Here is an 18,209-nt window from a genome sequence, read left to right on the forward strand (position 1 = left end):
ACAATGATCAAACACGGTCTATTGACTAAAGCTGGTAGTAGATGTGCTTTGATGCTTCCTGCTATAGGCTTCGCTTTAACTTGCAGTATCAGCATGGCAAAACCAAGTGTGGCGCAAGAGGCGTTGTCGTTTTTTTGTGATACTTACGATGGTAACTATGTTACTAAAGTCCGTACTAGCAAAGGAAATAGGGCGATTGTTAGCTATGAGAACTGGGCTAGTGCCAGTGGTTGGACAGCAAAACAACGCTGTCAAACTGTTTCTAATCGCTTTCAGAGTCTATATAACCAGAATCTTTTACAGTACATGAGAGGCGGTATAGTCAATGATTACTCAGTGATTTGTGTTACGCCCAAAAAAGGAGTATCTTGCCAAAAAAATCAGGTGCTGATCACTCTCAAACCAGGGACTGATCCCAATGAAGCACTGAAGAGTTTGGTGGGGCAAAGTCGGGGTGATAGTTCTTTCGCTGTGTCTGCGTTGAGTTATCAAGAGTCAGCACTACCAAGTTACTTCTCTACAGATAAACAAGGCAATCTTTATATAGACATCAAAGAATTAATTGAGACAGCACCAGTTGACTAATCTCAGTGAATATTAACCACTTACAAACTGCATATTAAACAATGATGAACAACAAATTATTACCTCTTGCAAGTTTAACCCTATGTACTATATGTACTTTTATTGGGGTGAATAGTTTTGAGCAGCAGCTACCCAATAGTGGGCAAAAAGCACTGTACTCTAATCGTGTATTAGCACAAACATCTCAGGAACAGATTGCCAACCAAGTTTATCAAAAATCAAGTCCGGCTGTGGTCACGGTTCAAACAGGTAGCGGTCATGGAAGTGGTTTTATTATCAGTCAAGATGGACGGATTATTACCAATGCTCATGTCATTAAACCACCACCAAGAAATGAAGAAGAAGTAGAAAACTATAATCCAAAAGATTTCCCCAGTGTAGTAACTGTTGTTTTTCCTGATGGGAGGAAAGTTGCGGCTGATGTATTGGGTTTTGGTAAAGATGGATTAGATTTGGCAGTGCTGAAAATCCATAATCAGAAAAACTTGCGGACACTTGCTTTAGCTGCGGCTGGATCTGCGAAAGTAGGCGATCCCGTTTTCACTCTTGGGACTCCTATAGATGCAATTTTCAAAGACACTTTTACCCAAGGTCACATTACTCGTATTGATTCGAGGACTGGAGAAATTCAACATGATGCAGTGATACAAGGTGGTAATTCTGGTGGTCCACTGCTTAATAGTAAAGGTCAAGTAATTGGGGTAAATACAGCAGGATTTGTAGGAAAAGAAAAATTAAATAGTGGCATGAATTTTGCTATTTCTGTTTCTCAGATTCAATCTTTTATTACTGCTGTCAGAAAAAAAGATATCTCTTCTGTCCCTACTTGGCAGAAACTATACACAAAACCTGCTGTTGCTAATATTTCGCTTAACGGTCAGATAATTAATAACAGTTTAGCTGAAGGCGATCGCATCCGAGAAAATGGTAGCTTTATGAATTTATATCAATTTCAAGGTCGAGCAGGTCAACGGGTAGTAATTGAAATGACCAGTCAGAAGATTAATTCATTTTTAGATTTATATCAAGTGAGCGAATCTTCAGAAGGTAAAAGTGTTAACAAAATAACCGAAAACGATGATAGAGGGGCTGGTGATTTTAATGCTCAAATAGATATTACATTACCAGAAGATGGAGTTTATGTAATAGTTGCCAGTTCTCAAGAACGAGGAGAAACTGGAAATTACAGTTTACGGGTAACAGCTAAACCTTAGAAAGTTAGTACATTTAGCTAAAACAGTTTTTTGTGGTGAATATGAGTCAGTTTTTTAACGGTTACAAAAAAAAGCACTATTTGATAATCTAGCAATTTATCGAATATTGTGACTCCTTGCATTCAAATGCTGATTTTTTTAACTTCAAGACTTGCACAAAACATGACGGAAGTAAGTGTAATTCATGAATTACATTTAAGAAAAAATCGGAATTTCAATAACATTGTGTGTACATATTAAACTCATCAATCTCAATAACCATATTATGAAACAACAATCATTTATCATCGGGCTAGGACTAGCTGCTGTAACATCTTTAGCAACTATTAGTCTACCTCCCATTTTTAGCCAATCAACTGCTGCTGAATTACAATCTGATAAAGTCACATTTCTTTGTCAGTCAATATTTGATCCAGCAAGTGGTCAACAAATTCCTGCTACTGTTGCTTGGATTCCAGAAAGAGAAGGTCATGTACGTCTTATTGGCTGGAAATCAGAATACTTTAATAAAAGTGGCTGGACTCAATTAGAACGCTGTCAAAAAGTCACGCAAAAATTTCAAGAGTTTTATGAACAAGGTCGTTTAAATTATCTGACTCCTGGGAAAAGTAAAGGCTATCCTATTATCTGTGGTCTTGCTAATCAAGGAGAGACTTGCAATGCTGATAATCAACTATTTACATTGAAGACTGGGAGTAAATCTGAGGATGTAATACAAAGATTAATGGATATTACAGAAGGCAAAAGTGGAGATATACTTCTACAAAGTGCAGGTGAGCAGTTGTATATATCTGTGCGGAATTTTTTTAAAAAATCTCCCTTGATTCGCACTAAATAGACATCTGGTGAGAATTAAATATATCTCGTTCCCAGTCGGAGACTGGGAATGCTCTGACAGAAGCTCTGCCTTCTAGAATTCATTCCCATACAGAGTATGGGAACGAGAAAAACGAGAAAAATTGGGGTAGGCACGGGGGCGCTACCCTTACATCAAATATAGGTTTTAGCAATGAAAAAAATCAAGTTTTTATCTTTTAGTGTATTGTGCTTTATAGCAATAGTAATCACTTTAATACTTGGCATAACTTCAAGTTTTAGCCAAAGTAATTCTTCTGAAAGAGTGCAATTTCTTTGTAAAAATACATTTGATAGAGCCGGTCAACAAAATTTACCCACTACAGTAGCCTGGATACCTGAAAAACGCGGTCATATTCGCATTGTGATCTGGAAATCTGAAATTTTTCTAGGTTGGAAACCTGAGCAAAGATGTCAAAATGTATCACCGAAGTTTCAAAAGTTTTATGAAAATAGCAGTTTGAACTATCTAACCAATGGGAAAGTCAAAGGTTATCCAGTTATTTGTGCCGTAGCGACAGAAGGAGATAAATGTACTCGTGATAATCAATTATTTCAATTGAAAAATGAACACGATAGTGAATTAGTAATTTATCGGTTAGTCAATGCTTTAGAAGGAGGGGGTGCAACAGATACTTTATATCAAAGTTCAGGTAAACAAAGGTATGTATCAATTTCAGAAGTATTGCTTAAAGCTCCAACTATTGAACAAGAAAGATAATTTAACAGCAAGGATTAGAAATCCTTAATCCGTCCATTTTCTGTAATTTACAAATTTGCAATCATTAAAATGAATACCAAAACATTCATCATTCTTTCATTACTATTGTTACCAGTTTCTAGCTTTAGTCTTGAAACTTCGTCTAATTTTGTTTCCTTAGCAGCAGCAGAAAATTCTTCATGTAACATCAAATCAGATAATGGAGATGGAGAATATTCAGAACAACAACTAAAAACCATAGCCAGCCGAATTACAGTCAGAGTCATAGGAGATAACAACGGTGGTTCAGGAACAATAATAGCTCAACAAGGAAATACTTATCTAGTCGTCACTAACTCTCATGTAATTAGAGGAGTTAGTAGTATTAAGTTAAAAACATCAGATGATAAAATCTATGATGCAAAAATCGTTCCTAACATCAAATTTGAGAAATCAGATTTAGCACTATTACAATTCCAAACTGAGCAAAATTATTGTTTACAACAAGTTCCTAATACTATTCCTAGCACTGAAACAGAAGTCACAGCAGCAGGATATTCTTCAGCAAAAGGAGAGATAGTATTTCGGACAGGTACAGTAAAACAAATATCCCAACAATCATTAAAAGAAGGTTATCAAATAGGTTATAGCAGTGATATTGAACAGGGAATGAGTGGTGGTGCAATTATTAACTCCCGTGGGGAACTAATAGGGATAAATGGTAGAAGTGCATACCCGATTTTAAATACAGGTTATGTTTATCCTAATGGTTCACGTCCCAGCGAGGCAGAAATACAGCAAATGCGAAAACTCAGTTGGGGAATACCAATCACCACCCTTTTAGCACAGGTGAACAATCAGGTATTGACAGCTTATTCCTTACCTGTACCAAACCCTGACCCTGATATTCCAAAAGGAATATTAACAGGATGGTTAGGAGAAATAGAACAAAAAGCTAAACAAATTACCGTCAGAATTGATAGTAGTAGTAAGGCTAATGGTTCAGGGGTAATTATCGCTAAAGAAGGAGATACTTACACAGTTTTAACTGCGGCTCATGTTATTTGTGAAAGAGAAGATGCAACCAAACCATGTGGAGGATTTAATTATTCAATTCTTGCTCCAGATGAAAAACAATATGCTGTAGAAAAAAGCAGTATTAAACTAGAAGAAGGGGTAGATTTAGCGGTTGTTAAATTTAGAAGTCAGGAAAATTATCAAATTGCGACTTTGGCAAAATATAACCAGAAAAATGGTGAATATATGTTTACGGCTGGGTATCCAAGATTAGGAGAAAAATCACCTTGGCGGTTGACAATGGGACAAATTTATAGTAAGGAACAAGGACTATTAACAACTACCCAATCAGATTTTAAAACTAACAATTCTGGTAATTCACAAAGTGTCAGTCAAAGTGCGGTTTCCTTAACAGGAGGATATGAATTAGTTTATAGAAGTATCACCTTTGGGGGAATGAGTGGGGGACCAGTATTAGATACCCAAGGAAGAGTTATAGGTATTCATGGACGTGCTGAGGGAGAAACAGCTATTGATGAAAAAACAGGTGATGCTGGTAGTAATGGAGGGAGAGTACAAATAGGTAATAGTTTGGGTATTCCTATCAGTACCTTTTTGGCCTTAGCAACTCGACTGAATACACAACCGCAAAAGGTAGAAACTAACCCAGCACCAAAATTAAATGAACAAAAAATTGAGTCTATTGAAACAGCAATATTATCAGTAGATGTTTCTAAAGGGAATACAACTGCTAGTCAATGGTTAGAAAGAGGAAATCAATTGTGGCGTTTAGATCGTGATTCAGAAGCTATACAGGCTTTTAATGAAGCAATTAAGCTGAATCCAAAGTTTATTCATTTAGCTTATTATGGTAAGGGTTCAGCATTAATTAAGAATGGACAATATCTAGAGGGTATAAATGCATTACAGCAAGCAGTGAGATATAAGCCTGATTTTGTTCCTGCTTGGTCTGGACTAAGTTCAGTTTATCGACGATCAAAGCAAACAGATGAAGCATTAATAGCCATCAATAAAGCAATTGAACTCCAGCCTAATAATCCTAATTTGTATAACGAAAAGTATAATGTGTTAGCTGATTCAAAAAAGTATAAAGAAGCAGAATTAGCCATCAACAAAGCGATTAAAATTAGTCCGCGTGCATCATTTTACTACAATCGCGGTAATCTTTACGATGACCAGAAAAAATGGGATTTAGCTGAAGCTGATTACACCCAAGCTATCAAAATCAATCCTGATTTACCTGAACCTTACAACAATCGCGGGAATGTTTACTTTGAGCAGAAAAAATGGGATTTAGCTGAAGCTGATTTTACCCAAGCTATCAAAATCAATCCTGATCATTTTCGAGCTTACAAGAATCGTGGTCTTCTTTACGAAAAGCAGAAAAAATGGGATTTAGCTGAAGCCGATTACACCCAATCTATCAAAATTAATCCTGATTATGCTCCAGCTTACCTCGGTCTCAGTTTTCTTTACTCTTACCAAAAAAAATGGGATCTAGCTGAAGCTGATTTCACCCAAGCTATCAAAATCAAAATTGATCCTAATTATTCTCGTCTAGCTTATCTTCTAGCTTACATCGGTCGTGGTATTGTTCACACTATGCAGAAAAAATGGGATTTAGCATTAGCTGATTACAACAAAGCTATTGCCATTAATCCTGATTATGCCCAAGCTTACATCAATCGCGGTTTTCTTTACTCTGAGCAAAAAAAATGGGATTTAGCATTAGCTGATTACAACAAAGCTATCGCTATTAATCTTGATGATGCCCAAGCTTACCAAGGTCGCGGTTTTCTTTACTCTGAGCAGAAAAAATGGGATTTAGCATTAGCTGATTACAACAAAGCTATCGCTATTAATCCTGATTTTGCCCAAGCTTACCAAGGTCGCGGTTTTCTTTACTCTGAGCAGAAAAAATGGGATTTAGCATTAGCTGATTACAACAAAGCTATTGCTATTGATCCTGATTATGCTCTAGCTTACAAAAATCGTGGGTATGTTTACTATGAACAAAAAAAATGGGATATAGCTGAAGCTGATATCAGCAAAGCTATTGCTATTGATTCTGATTTTGCTGAAGCTTACATCATTCGTGGTATTCTCTACTATAACCAGAAGAAATGGGATGTAGCTGAAGCTGATCTCAGCAAAGGTATGGCTATTAATCCAGATTATGCAGATGCAAATGGTTATGCTATAAGGGGTGAAATTCATCATCAGCAAGGAAACTACACAGCCGCAATATCTGATTATAATCAAGCGGTTGCTAAAGATCCCAATAGTTTAGCTGCCATAAGTAATATAGGCTTGATCAAATATGAACAAGGAGACAAAGAAACAGCAATTAAACAATGGCAACAAGCCATGAAAATTAATAATCAATTCGCTGAAACTATGTTAGCTTTAGCTGTGGCTTTGTATAGCAAAGGGGAAGAAAAACAGGCTTACCAGTTAGCAAAAACAGCTTTGAAATTAGATAAAAACTTTGCTGATGTCAACTTTCTGAAAAAGAATCTTTGGGGTGAGAAAATGATTGCTGATACGCAGAAACTACTATCTACTCCCCAGATGAAAACTTTATTATCACAGTTGCGATAATATCAACAGCACCGATCAGATCCCCGACTTCTCAAAGAAGTTGGGGATCTAAAACATCGTAAACAATTTCCATAATTTTAATTGTCAGAATCAGGATTTAGGGGTCACCGTGCCAAAACGGGAAAATTGTACGCTAAGGCTGAAACCCTTAACCATTAAGGATTTGAGCGATACTTATTTTCTTTTACTCGTAAAGAGCGCAACTTGTCAAAACTGGTTGCCTGCTTTAAATTCCAGACATAATCACCCGTAAGATTGATATGTTCCCAACCCAAAGGTGATAAATGTTGCAAATGCTCTTCAGGAATATCCATACCCTGTTGTTTCAAATGCTCAACAGCCTTTTCTATGTACACCGTATTCCATACAACAATCGCCGCCACCACCAAATTCAACCCACTAGCCCGATAAAATTGGTCTTCATAAGAGCGATCGCGCACCTCACCCAGACGATTAAAAAACACCGCCCTTTTCAGGGTATGTTTTGCCTCACCCTTATTTAGTCCCGTCGTCGTAACTCAGGACTCTGCAACCATTCCAAAGTAAACAAAGTCCTCTCAATTCTTCCCAACTCCCGCAAAGCTAAAGCCAAACGATTTTGGCGAGGATAAGAAGCCAATTTCCGTAACATCAAAGAAGCCGTGACCGTCCCCGTGCGAATTGAACTAGCAAGCCGGAGAATCTCGTCCCAAGACTCCTCAATCAACTTCACATTAATCTTGCCACCCAACAGAGGCGATAAAACCTCTTCAGAGGAAGTAGCATCAAAAGTATACAACTTCTTATCAGGTAAATCGCGCATTCTTGGCGCAAATCTAAACCCCAGCAGATGACACATCGCAAACACCTGCTCAGTATAGCCACTAGTATCCGTATAATCCTCCTGAATTTGCAAATCACTCTCGTGATACAGCAAACCATCTAAAACATAACTAGCATCCCTGACCGTCGCATTAATCACCTTCACATGAAAAGGCACATATTGGTCAGAAATATGCGTGTAAAAAATCACGCTTCTATCCTTCCCATATTTGGCATTAATCTCTTCGTTAAAACTGCGATGTCCAGCAGCTTTAAATCGTTGACCATCAGATGAAGAAGTAGTCCCATCACCCCAATAAGTAGCAAAAGGAACTTGTGCCTGAAAATTTACCACCTCTGCCAAAGCCTGAGAATAAGTCTCATCTCGAATATACCAATCAGCCACCCAAGCTAAACGCTCAAAAGACATTCCTTGAGTAGCATCTGCCATGCGCGTTAAACCCAGATTAATCCCATCAGCAAGCAGCGCACTCAACAAAACCACCTTATCTTCTACTTCTGTTCCTGAATATAAATGTGTAAAATGTTTAGTAAAATGCGTCCAAGAATCAACTTCCACCAACAAATCAGTCAGCTTAATTCTCGGTAATAAACTAGAGACTTTTCGACTTAACTCATCAACCTCAGTCGGAACAGCATTGCTCAAAGGAGTAATAATTAACCGCTCATCTTCTATTCTGACATCAATCAACTTATCCTCTGCCATTAAATCAGAAACAATCCCTAATTGTGACTTCAATTCCAGTGAACGTTGTTCAATATAGGTAGTGAAATCAGTTGTCACTGCCACAGGTATTGTTTGAGCAGAACGCATTAACTGCCATGAACTATCAGTTAACAAATAATCCTCAAAATCCTGGAACTGACGAGAACCCACTACCCAAATATCTCCAGAACGCAAACCACTACGTAACTCAGCCAAAGCACACATCTCATAATAGTGCCTATCAATAGTATCACCCTTAATTACGTGTTTTAACCAACGCGGTTTAACAAAAGTAGTATCCGTAGATTCCGGCACTTTTCGACCACCTGAGATATTTAATTCTTTAATCACCGCTAAAGCTTCAATAACTGGTAAACTAGCAGTTGTTGCTTTAAATTCAAACGTCTCCAACAACTTAGGTGTATATCTTCGCAACTGTGAATAACGGTTATCAAGTAGTTCAAGATAATCAAAATCTGCGGGTCTAGCCAACTTTTCAGCTTCAACAACACTATTGATAAACTTCTCCCAATCCAATACTGACTCAATCGCTTGATAAGCATCATCCTCTTCCTCTCTAGCAGCAATTAACGCCTTGCCGACTTGGGCATATAATCTCACCTTTTCATTAATCGCTTTTCCATCATGTTGAAACTTTTCGCCATGCTGATGCTGACTTTTATTAAACAATTTACCCATCATTTTATCGTGCATCCCTATGGCATAATCGACTAATGATGCACTCCATTCAATTAGAAAAGCAACTAAAATGGCATAGCGTCTTAATTCATCTAACCTAGATAGGTGAGCAGGTGTAGACTTTGCACCAATTTTAGTGAATTGTAACAGACGATTTTGATGTACTCGTTTCAAGCATCCAGAATCGAGGTGAAGATTGCGAATAAATTCTAGGCGTTCTACAAGCTTTAAAAAGTTTCTAGGATTAGGTATTCTTGGTGGTTGACGCAGCCAAATTAAATCAGTCAGCTTTTTATCAGGCTCTAAAACTAATAGTTTATCCAGGGCTGTTTTTTGTAATATTGTTAAATTTTGAATTAATTCTAGACACACTAATTTTTGAGCACGGTGTCTCACTTCCCATGCCAAACGTTCTACAGTAGAAATAGCTGGAATAATAATTTTACGAAAGCGCATTTCATCAATTAATGCTCCCACAAGTGCCATCCCTTGATCTGAGGAGATGGCAAATGGTAATAACCATTTTGAAAGGAGTTTATATGTAGATATATTAAAAGAATGAAACCCAAAAATATTTTGAATTTCTACTAAATGTTCACGTCTTGTTGTATCTCTTTGGGAATATTCTGTAATGATTATTGGGTCAATTTTTAATTGGGAGGCAATATAAGAAAGAACAGATTCGGGGACTATTTCTGACAAACTCCAAACCCGACCAGGAAAGCGGAGGTAACAAAACTGCACGGCAAAACCCAGACGATTGTGTGGTCTACGACGCTCTTTGATAACTTTGAGTTCATCGTTGCTAAAAGTATAGTAGCGAGGGGCTTCATCCTCTTTAGGAAGCGGATCTTGTTCTGCTACCACCATAAAAATATATCTAAAAATGTATTTATTAATTATATTTTAACATCTACACTTTTAGACAAAAACTTGCTTCTATTCAGGATCTAAAGTGATGATTACTTTAGCTGCTTTAGCCACTGCATTTTTAGAACGTCCCGGATTAGCTCAGAATACTCTGCGTTCATATCAGTCTACCTTAATGCCCTTGCTCTGTAAGTACGGCCGATGGTCAATAGAAATCATCAATAGACAAGTTTTGTGGGAATATCTCAATCGTTTAACTGATGTTTCTTATACTACCCACCACCGACATCAAGCTGTAATTACGGCTTTGTTCAATTTTGCTGTGGATATGGGATATCTCAAATCTAATCCGGTGGCTGGACTAACAAGACGCAAGCCGAACAGAGAACAAGGAGAACACGCTACAGAGGAAACTGTGCGCTATCTTACGCCTAACCAATTGGGTATTTTGTATCATGTGATCAAAAAAGATGCGCGGTTGTCTGCGTTGGTGCGTTTGTTACATAGTAGTGGTGCTAGGATTGCTGAGGTACTGGCTCTAAATTTGGAGCAAATTGATTGCAAAGCCAGAAAATTTCAGGTTGTTGGTAAGGGTAATAAGCAACGTTGGTGTTTTTACAGTGAAGTTGCACAATGGAGTCTAAATAATTACTTAAAGTATTACAGATATCCAACCCATTCAGCCTTGTTTACTGCTCAACAGCCCAAAACTTTGGTTGTCTCGCGGCTTTCGTACCGGATGGCTCATAAATCCTGGACAAGTTTGATTGGGAATGCAACCGAACTTCAGGGGGTGAGACTGCATGACTTACGGCACACTTTTGCAACGGAACGGGTGGGACTGATGGGAATTGAAGAACTTAGGGCATTGATGGGACATGAGAGTATTCAGACAACGTTACGGTATCAAAAAGTAACGCCACAACGGGCAGAACAAGTAGCACATCAGGCATTTAATAGTCTGCCTAGTTTTTGCGAATAAATTTGGTAATTAATTCAGATTTTACAGTCATCATCAATACTTTTGACTGGGGTTAAATTTATGGGGCAGGGAATACATACTACTCTGCACCAAGAGAATGAGGGTAAACTATCTCCCTGTTGCTTATTATACAGGCATTAGTTAATCAATTTATTTTGCTTCTGAAACCGTTGTCCTGCCATCGTTTCAGCCTTAGCGTACAATTTTCCCGTTTTGGCACGGTGATGCCATTTACAGGATTTTGTTATCTAAAATTATGTTGAAAACCTTTTGATATTTTTTACAATTTAAAACTATAATAATAATTTATTTCACTAAATCAAATAAATTTCAAAACTGATGGGAGTATAGAAAAACATTTTCTCTCATTAATTTAAATCCTATCTATCAACAACACAAACAACTACATCCTATAAATCCTTAAATCCTGGACATCCTGATTCTGACAGCTTCCTTATTTCAGTTTCTCAAGTTCTACAATAATTTGCTGTATTTGCTGATATCTTGGTTGATATTCCTTTTTTTCTTGCAGTTTGACAGCTAAAGTTCTGAATTTCTGGAGTGCTGTCTGTACATCTCCTTTATTTAAAGCCGCATTAGCTTGATTAGTTAATTCTTCAATGGAATCAGGAGAAATAGTTGAAGAATTTAGAGGAAGTTTAAATTCTGGGTCTTGTAAATCCGCTATCTTATTCAGTGATTCTATTTCAGTATGTAATTTATCAATAATCTTTAATAAGTCTGTTGCTTCTGGAAATTTACTTTCGTTTAAAAAAGCCAAACTTTTTTGCGAATACAGTATGATTGCTATCTGGAAGTCTGCTATTTTTTGTCCGGTTTCTTCTTGTATTAACCCCCGTTGATGATAAGCTGTTGTATATTGGGGGTTAATTGTAATTGCTTGAGTAAAATCTGCAATAGCTTTCTGTTTATACTCTTTAATTCTATCTTTCACTTCCACCGAACAAATAATTATATAATCATCCTTTTTTCGACAACCCGGTACACTACCATCAGGATTTAAAGGCTTTCCTTGTGCATATTTAGCATAAATTAAACCTCGTTGATAATATGCTTCTGCATTTTTATCATTATGATTAATAGCTTGTGTAAAGTCTAATATAGCTCCTTGGTAATCTTGTTGATTTGCTTTTTTTTCACCTTGTAAAAGCCAGTTATTTGATATTTGTATTGATTGAGTTGGAGAAGCTTCAACCTTGTAAAAATTACCTCCAAAAATCATCAGGGAACTGATTGTTAAACTCAGACAAGCGACGGGTAGCTTTAAAGTAGACATAAGGGGATTGGTAATTGGTAATAAAGTTCTAGTTTTAATCCTGTTCATCCTTAAATCCTGGAAATTATCTCGACTATGGCTACGCCACGCAGGCTATCGCTCGATAACCACCTGATTCAGACAAACTTAATGATTATTTTCACATAATTTATCCTCATTTTTAACTAAATTAACATTTTCTTTTAAATATTCATTTAACCAATAACAACTACGTTTTTGTAAAGCATGAATATCCAAATCCCACAAAGTTATATGATTACTACTATCCACAGAAGCTATCATCTTTCCATCTGCACTAAAATTCACTTCTAAAAGTTTATCTTCACTTCCTTGCAAACTATAAATTAATTCCCCCTGCAAATTCCAAAAACTGATTTTATCCCCACTAGCTGAAACCAGAATTTTACTATCAGGACTAAAATTTACACTATAAACACTTTGATTATGTTGTAAAGTATGTAATAACTTACCACTCTTCCTATCCCAAAGTTTGACTGTTCTGTCAGCACTCGCAGTAGCTATGATTTTTCCGTCAGGACTAAAAATTACAGATGTAATATTAGCCTCATGTCCAGAAATAGTCTGCAATAAATTTCCTTCTAAATTCCACAGTTTTACTGTTTTATCTCCAGCAGTTGCTAAAGTTTGACCATCTCGACTAAAATTGATATTTGTCACTAACTTATCATTGGTCTGCCAGCTTTTTAATAAATTCCCTTGTAAGTCCCAAATTTTAACTTGTTTATCTACTCTACTAATGGTTGCAATCTTATTACCATCAGGACTAAAACTTATATCTTGAATTGGCTCAAACATACTATTATTATCCTTCAGATGTCCTTGCCAACTCTTGATAAGTTTACCATCAAGATTCCATAACTTAATGTGATTATCAACCCCAATGGTGATAATATTCTTTCCAGTGGGATGAAACAGTACCTTGATAATTTCTCCTTCATGGGCATAAAAACTTTTTAGCAAACTTCCATCACGCTGTCGTAAACTGATGATTCCCTGTTCATTACTTACTGAAACAGTATTTCCATCTGGACTGAAACTCACACTATTACCAGAAAAACTCGGTAAAATACCTTGCAAATGCCAAAATTTAATTGTGCTGTCAGCACTAGCAGAAACTATGGTTTTTCCATCTGGACTAAAACTGGCTTCTGATGCTTTACTTCCATGTTTTAAAAAGGTGTAAATTGGAGATTGAGGATTAGATTTAAAATCATTGGGAATCATCCAGACTTTAACTGTATCATCAGCACTAGCAGAAACGATTGTTTTGCCATCAGGACTAAAATTCACATCTAAAACTTCATTGCTATGACCCTCAAAAGTATGTAATAATTGTCCATTTATATCCCAAAGTTTCACAGTTTTATCTTTACTAGCAGAGGCTAAAATATTACCATCTGGATTAAATTTTACAGCAAAAACTTCATCACTATGACCTGGTAATGTTTTTAATTCCTTACCTTCAAGATTCCAAAGTTTGATTGTTTTATCAGCACTTGCAGTAGCAATAGTTTGTCCATCTGGACTGAAACTTACACCCAAAACTTTTTGCTTGTGAGCGGAAATTGTTTTAATGAGTTGTCCATTTAAAGTCCACAGTTTTACTTCTCCTTTTCTGTTAGCAGTTGCTAGAATTTCACCATTTGGACTAAGAGATATTGCTAATAATCCATCTTGTTCTGCTAACCTAAAAATAGGTTGATTTGTAAATAAATTTGTGCTAGAATCATAACGCCAAAAACTAATAGTGTTATCAAAACTAGCAGCAATCAGCATTTGATGATCTCGACTAAAGATAACACTAAAAACCGTATTTTTATGACCTGATAAAGTTTGCTGTAACTTCCCATCCCGTCGCCAAATTTTGATGGTAGTATCTTCACTGCCAGAAGCTAAAAGCTGACCATCTGGGCTAAATTTAACAGTGGAAATCTCACCTTTATGACCTTGTAAGCGATTGTATTCTCGAATTTGGTTGATATTTTCTAAAGTAGCCGCAGATAAACTTAACTTAGTTTGAGAATCTAAGAAATTTAACTGCTCTAAATTTTTGATAACTTTCAGTGTGGGGATAAAAGCTTCAACCTCATTCCCAGACTTTAACAATACTTGTGCAGATAAATTCAAGGCTTTTAGCTCATTAATTTGTGCTTGTTGCCGTTGCCATAAAGCTACACCAGCTAATAGTAATGCTCCTAATAAACCACCACTTAAAGCTATGATAATACGGTTTCTAGCAGCATTCTTAGCTTGACTTTCTTTCTTCTGTAGTTCTAAACTTTGAAGAATAAAATTCTGTTCAGTGGCACTAATTTGAGTTTGGCGTTGTCTTAACCATTCCTGGGCATCAATTAAAGATTTACCCCGCAATAATGCTCCCGTATCTTGTTCATGATTTTCCCATTGTCGCATTACTATTCTTAATTGTTCTTGCCAACGGCGAAAATCTCCATCAGTTTGCATCCATTGTTTTAATCTGCGCCAATTGCGAATTAATGCCTCATGAATAATTTCTACAGTTTCAATTTTTGTCAGTTTATTAATGTCAGTGACTACTAATCTGGCATTTGCTAATTGTGTAACTAAATTCCAGTTTTCTTCCCCCACTTCCCCACGAGTAGCCAAACGCCGGATATCTGCGTTGTATTCTCCTGGCTGCACTAACTGAATAAATATTTGTTGCACCTTTTGTTTATCGGCTGCACTCAATTGAGCATAAATTGACTCAGCATGATTCGCCAGTGCAGTTTCGATAGTGCCAATTTCCGTGTATGCTTGATGAGTTAGCCATCCTTGCTGTTGCCGTTGCCACAACTGAGTTAAAGTAAATTCCAGTAAGGGTAAATGGCTAGGAGAATTAAGCACCACATCAACGAGACGTTGAGTTAATCCTGGTTCTAATTGTATATTGAGACTAAGAGTAGGTTGAGCGATCGCACTTTCTAATTCTAGGGCATTCATTGGACTTAAGTTAACCTGAGCATCCTGCAAGGCATTACTCAAGGGACGGTAAGACAAAGCTTCACCAAAAAAGTCTGCTCGTAGAGTTAACACCAAGGTAAAACCAGGAACACTACTAACTGCATTCAGGAGATGATCTAAAAATATTTGGCGTTCTGCGGTATCCTGACAAAGAGTGTAGAGTTCTTCAAATTGGTCAGCAATCAATACAATATGTGATTGGGGTGAAATGCTAATCAGCGATTCTAGGAAATTAGATAAAGTGCTGTGGCTTTGTTTTAACTGTACTTCAAACTCTAATTCTTGCAATCTGGAATTAGGAGAAATATCTTTCCCAGTCCCTAACCCTTGATGAAGTGCGATACCTGCGGCGGATATAGCGATCGCTAATGATTCTAACGGATTATTCCCCGGACGAAAAGACACAATCTGCCAATGTTGACTTTTATCACGTTTTAATTGGGGAATCAACCCCGCAAACACCACAGAAGATTTACCACTTCCTGAAGCCCCAACCACTGCTACCAAATGCTTTGTTTTCACCGCCGCAACTAACTGTTGGGTAACAGTTTCTCGTCCATAAAAATAGGCTGCATCTTGCTCTTGAAAAGCCGATAGACCCCTATAAGGACAACTTGCTACAGCCCCCATACTCTGCCAAGTCGGAGGCGTTGCTAACAAATTTTGGACAATTACAGGCAACCAACTAGCACAAGGATATTCTGTTTCTAAACCTTGTAATTTCTTGCGAGCAATATTAACAGATTGATAGAAAGAATTTCTGCTGGTAAACTGTTGAATAAAGTCTTTTAAAAATTGATGAGCTACCTTATCTGGTACAGGTTCGCGCATCACAATTATTTGGGGAATATGCAAACTTTCTAATTCCGCTGCAATTCCTAAACCATCACAAGAGTTAAAAAAAGCTAACTGTAACCCTTTGCTGACAGCGGTTTGTAATCCATACCGCAACTCATCCATTGTTAAACTATCAGTACGGTTGAGAAATATTCTGCCCTTTGTTGACTCTGTGCGACTATGGCCAGAAAAGAAAATCATATCCCAGCCTGTATCATCCCAAAGATGTTGATTGAGTTCTGAAGGTGAAGGCTCAACTAAAACAATAATTTCCGCTGCTTGGCAATATTGTTGAAGTAGTTTTTCATCTTCAGCAACATTAATTCCTTCACTATTACCCAGGATAATTAAAATGCGGATATGGGAGCGATCGCTTCTTTTAAACCTTTGGGAAGAAAGGGAACTAAAAGCTACTTCTGCATGAGGATAATAATTAAATAAATCCCATAAATGCCAAGGTAATTTTCGCAGTTGAGTTTCATTGGTGCGAATAATTACTCGCACTTCATCAACAGTCGTTAATTGTGTTAAACATAGTTCTTGAATCCGCCGAAAAGACTCGGCTTGTAACCAAGTAATAAATTGCTGTTTGAGAATGTCTGTATGAGTGTGACATTCTGTTTTCAGAGATTGAAATCTGACATTAGTAATTTGGTCTTTTTTAGGTTTAATGCGGTATCCGTCCAAACTGCGATAACTATTAGACCAATCTTGATAAATATTAGGTAGAGTGGGAAGGGGAGGTAATTTTAATGTGTTGTCACTTAGCTCAATATCGGGAAGCGCACCATCTTCACCAATTTCTAAACTAACGCGAAAGCCTTCATGGAAGTCACCATCCAGCTTGAGAATAACTAATTTGTTCATTGTTTTACCACTCCTACCTCCGCACAAAACCTCTATGACAATTTCGGTTTTCTTGGCAATATTTTATGCGAATGGCGGAGATTGTTACAAAAGTTTATTTTATTAGAGCATAATTTGAGGTTAGTGAAAGCTCGAAGAAATTATCAGAATCAGGTGGTTATCGAGCGAAGTCGAGATAATGTCCAGGATTTAAGGATTTGCAGGATGTAGTTGTTTGTGTTTTTGATGGGATTTTTGAGGTAATTTCTTATTGAAGATGTAGGGGTTTAGCAATGCTAAACCCTGATTAATCTTGCTAAACTTGATATTGTGCTAACCAAGCTTCTAAATCACTTAAACTCGAAAAATCAAGTAAAGCCTCAGCTAAATCTTCTAACTGTGTTGATTCCAAAGCTTCTATTTTCAATAATTGTGCCGGTGGAACAGTTCCGACTTGATGGCGTAATTGTCGTGTCACAATTGCTAAAGCTTTTTCCTGTTGGATATCCTGATAAATTACAGACTCGCGCATAGCATCACTCCGTAATAACCTTTTAATCAGTTTCTTGTTTAATACTAACCCAGCTAATATTGCTGTTGACGCAGCAACATTACTTTGAATTCGGGTATCGTTTATTTGCTCAATAGCTTCTGCAACCTGTTGTAATATTAGCGTTTTATCCTCAGTTTGACTGAGAGTTGCAAACGGTAACAAACCAGGAGTATTCAAAAATATGTCGCTGGGTTGTTCCCAAAGACGAATAACGCCAAATTCATGACGGGTATTTTCTAAAACAAAGGCTGTTTGCTGGACTAATTCGGATGTGGTTGGTTGTAGGTAAATCACAACCTGACGCATCCGTTTATTGGGAAATTTGCGATACACCCTTAACCGATAATCCGCCATTCTAAAGGGAATTTGCGCTTTTGGTTCAGTTTGAAATTCTATATGCAGAACAATTTCATCTGACTGTAACAGAATTAACGCATCTGCTCGAATCGGTTCGAGAGATAATTCTGATGGACTGAGTTGGGTGAGTTCAATGGATTCACCGATTAACCAAGTGGCGAAATCGGCTGAAAATGACTCGGCTAAAAAGCGACAGACGTTATCAAACATAGACAGGTATTATATCATCTGATCGGTGCTGTTG

Annotated in this window: 9 protein-coding genes and 1 pseudogene; 6 read left to right on the forward strand and 4 right to left on the reverse strand. The window is 37.2% G+C overall.

What is annotated here, in order from left to right:
* Positions 1–3 precede the first annotated feature (3 nt).
* The 5 genes from AC012T_RS27800 to AC012T_RS27820 all read left to right on the forward strand — a co-directional run bounded on the left by AC012T_RS27800 (position 4) and on the right by AC012T_RS27820 (position 6,993).
* The gene (locus AC012T_RS27800; protein ID WP_487067266.1) at positions 4–585 is read left to right on the forward strand and encodes a COP23 domain-containing protein; all 582 of its coding nucleotides are present in this window, start codon (positions 4–6) and stop codon (positions 583–585) included.
* A gap of 41 nt (positions 586–626) precedes the next feature.
* On the forward strand, positions 627–1,799 hold the full coding sequence (locus AC012T_RS27805; protein ID WP_487067268.1) for a trypsin-like peptidase domain-containing protein: 1,173 nt from the start codon (positions 627–629) through the stop codon (positions 1,797–1,799).
* A gap of 265 nt (positions 1,800–2,064) precedes the next feature.
* Positions 2,065–2,637: a COP23 domain-containing protein gene (locus tag AC012T_RS27810; protein ID WP_487067270.1), complete on the forward strand. Its 573-nt coding sequence runs from the start codon at positions 2,065–2,067 to the stop codon at positions 2,635–2,637.
* 171 nt (positions 2,638–2,808) lie between these two features.
* Positions 2,809–3,375 carry a COP23 domain-containing protein gene (locus AC012T_RS27815; RefSeq protein WP_487067272.1) on the forward strand — a complete coding sequence of 189 codons (567 nt, stop codon included), beginning with the start codon at positions 2,809–2,811 and terminating at the stop codon, positions 3,373–3,375.
* Positions 3,376–3,444: 69 nt separating this feature from the next.
* Positions 3,445–6,993, forward strand: coding sequence for a tetratricopeptide repeat protein (locus AC012T_RS27820; protein ID WP_487067274.1), 3,549 nt, complete (start codon positions 3,445–3,447; stop codon positions 6,991–6,993).
* A gap of 155 nt (positions 6,994–7,148) precedes the next feature.
* Here AC012T_RS27820 and AC012T_RS27825 read toward each other — a convergent pair.
* A pseudogene (locus tag AC012T_RS27825) lies at positions 7,149–10,108 on the reverse strand (Tn3 family transposase).
* 70 nt (positions 10,109–10,178) lie between these two features.
* Between AC012T_RS27825 and AC012T_RS27830 the strand changes: the two are divergent.
* Entirely contained in the window at positions 10,179–11,072 is an 894-nt protein-coding gene (locus AC012T_RS27830) for a tyrosine-type recombinase/integrase (protein WP_487067276.1), read from the forward strand.
* A gap of 454 nt (positions 11,073–11,526) precedes the next feature.
* Here the strand turns inward: AC012T_RS27830 and AC012T_RS27835 are convergent, their stop codons facing one another.
* The 3 genes from AC012T_RS27835 to AC012T_RS27845 form a co-directional block, all read right to left on the reverse strand.
* Positions 11,527–12,369, reverse strand: a complete 843-nt coding sequence (locus AC012T_RS27835) for a tetratricopeptide repeat protein (protein ID WP_487067278.1) — start codon at positions 12,367–12,369, stop codon at positions 11,527–11,529.
* 126 nt (positions 12,370–12,495) lie between these two features.
* Positions 12,496–17,076 (reverse strand): nSTAND1 domain-containing NTPase, encoded by a 4,581-nt coding sequence (locus AC012T_RS27840; RefSeq protein ID WP_487067280.1) that lies wholly within the window; start codon positions 17,074–17,076, stop codon positions 12,496–12,498.
* A gap of 295 nt (positions 17,077–17,371) precedes the next feature.
* Positions 17,372–18,175 (reverse strand): Rpn family recombination-promoting nuclease/putative transposase, encoded by an 804-nt coding sequence (locus tag AC012T_RS27845; protein WP_487067282.1) that lies wholly within the window; start codon positions 18,173–18,175, stop codon positions 17,372–17,374.
* Between the last annotated feature and the right edge of the window lie 34 nt (positions 18,176–18,209).

The sequence above is a fragment of the Anabaena sp. EIM26 genome (genome assembly GCF_057568715.1).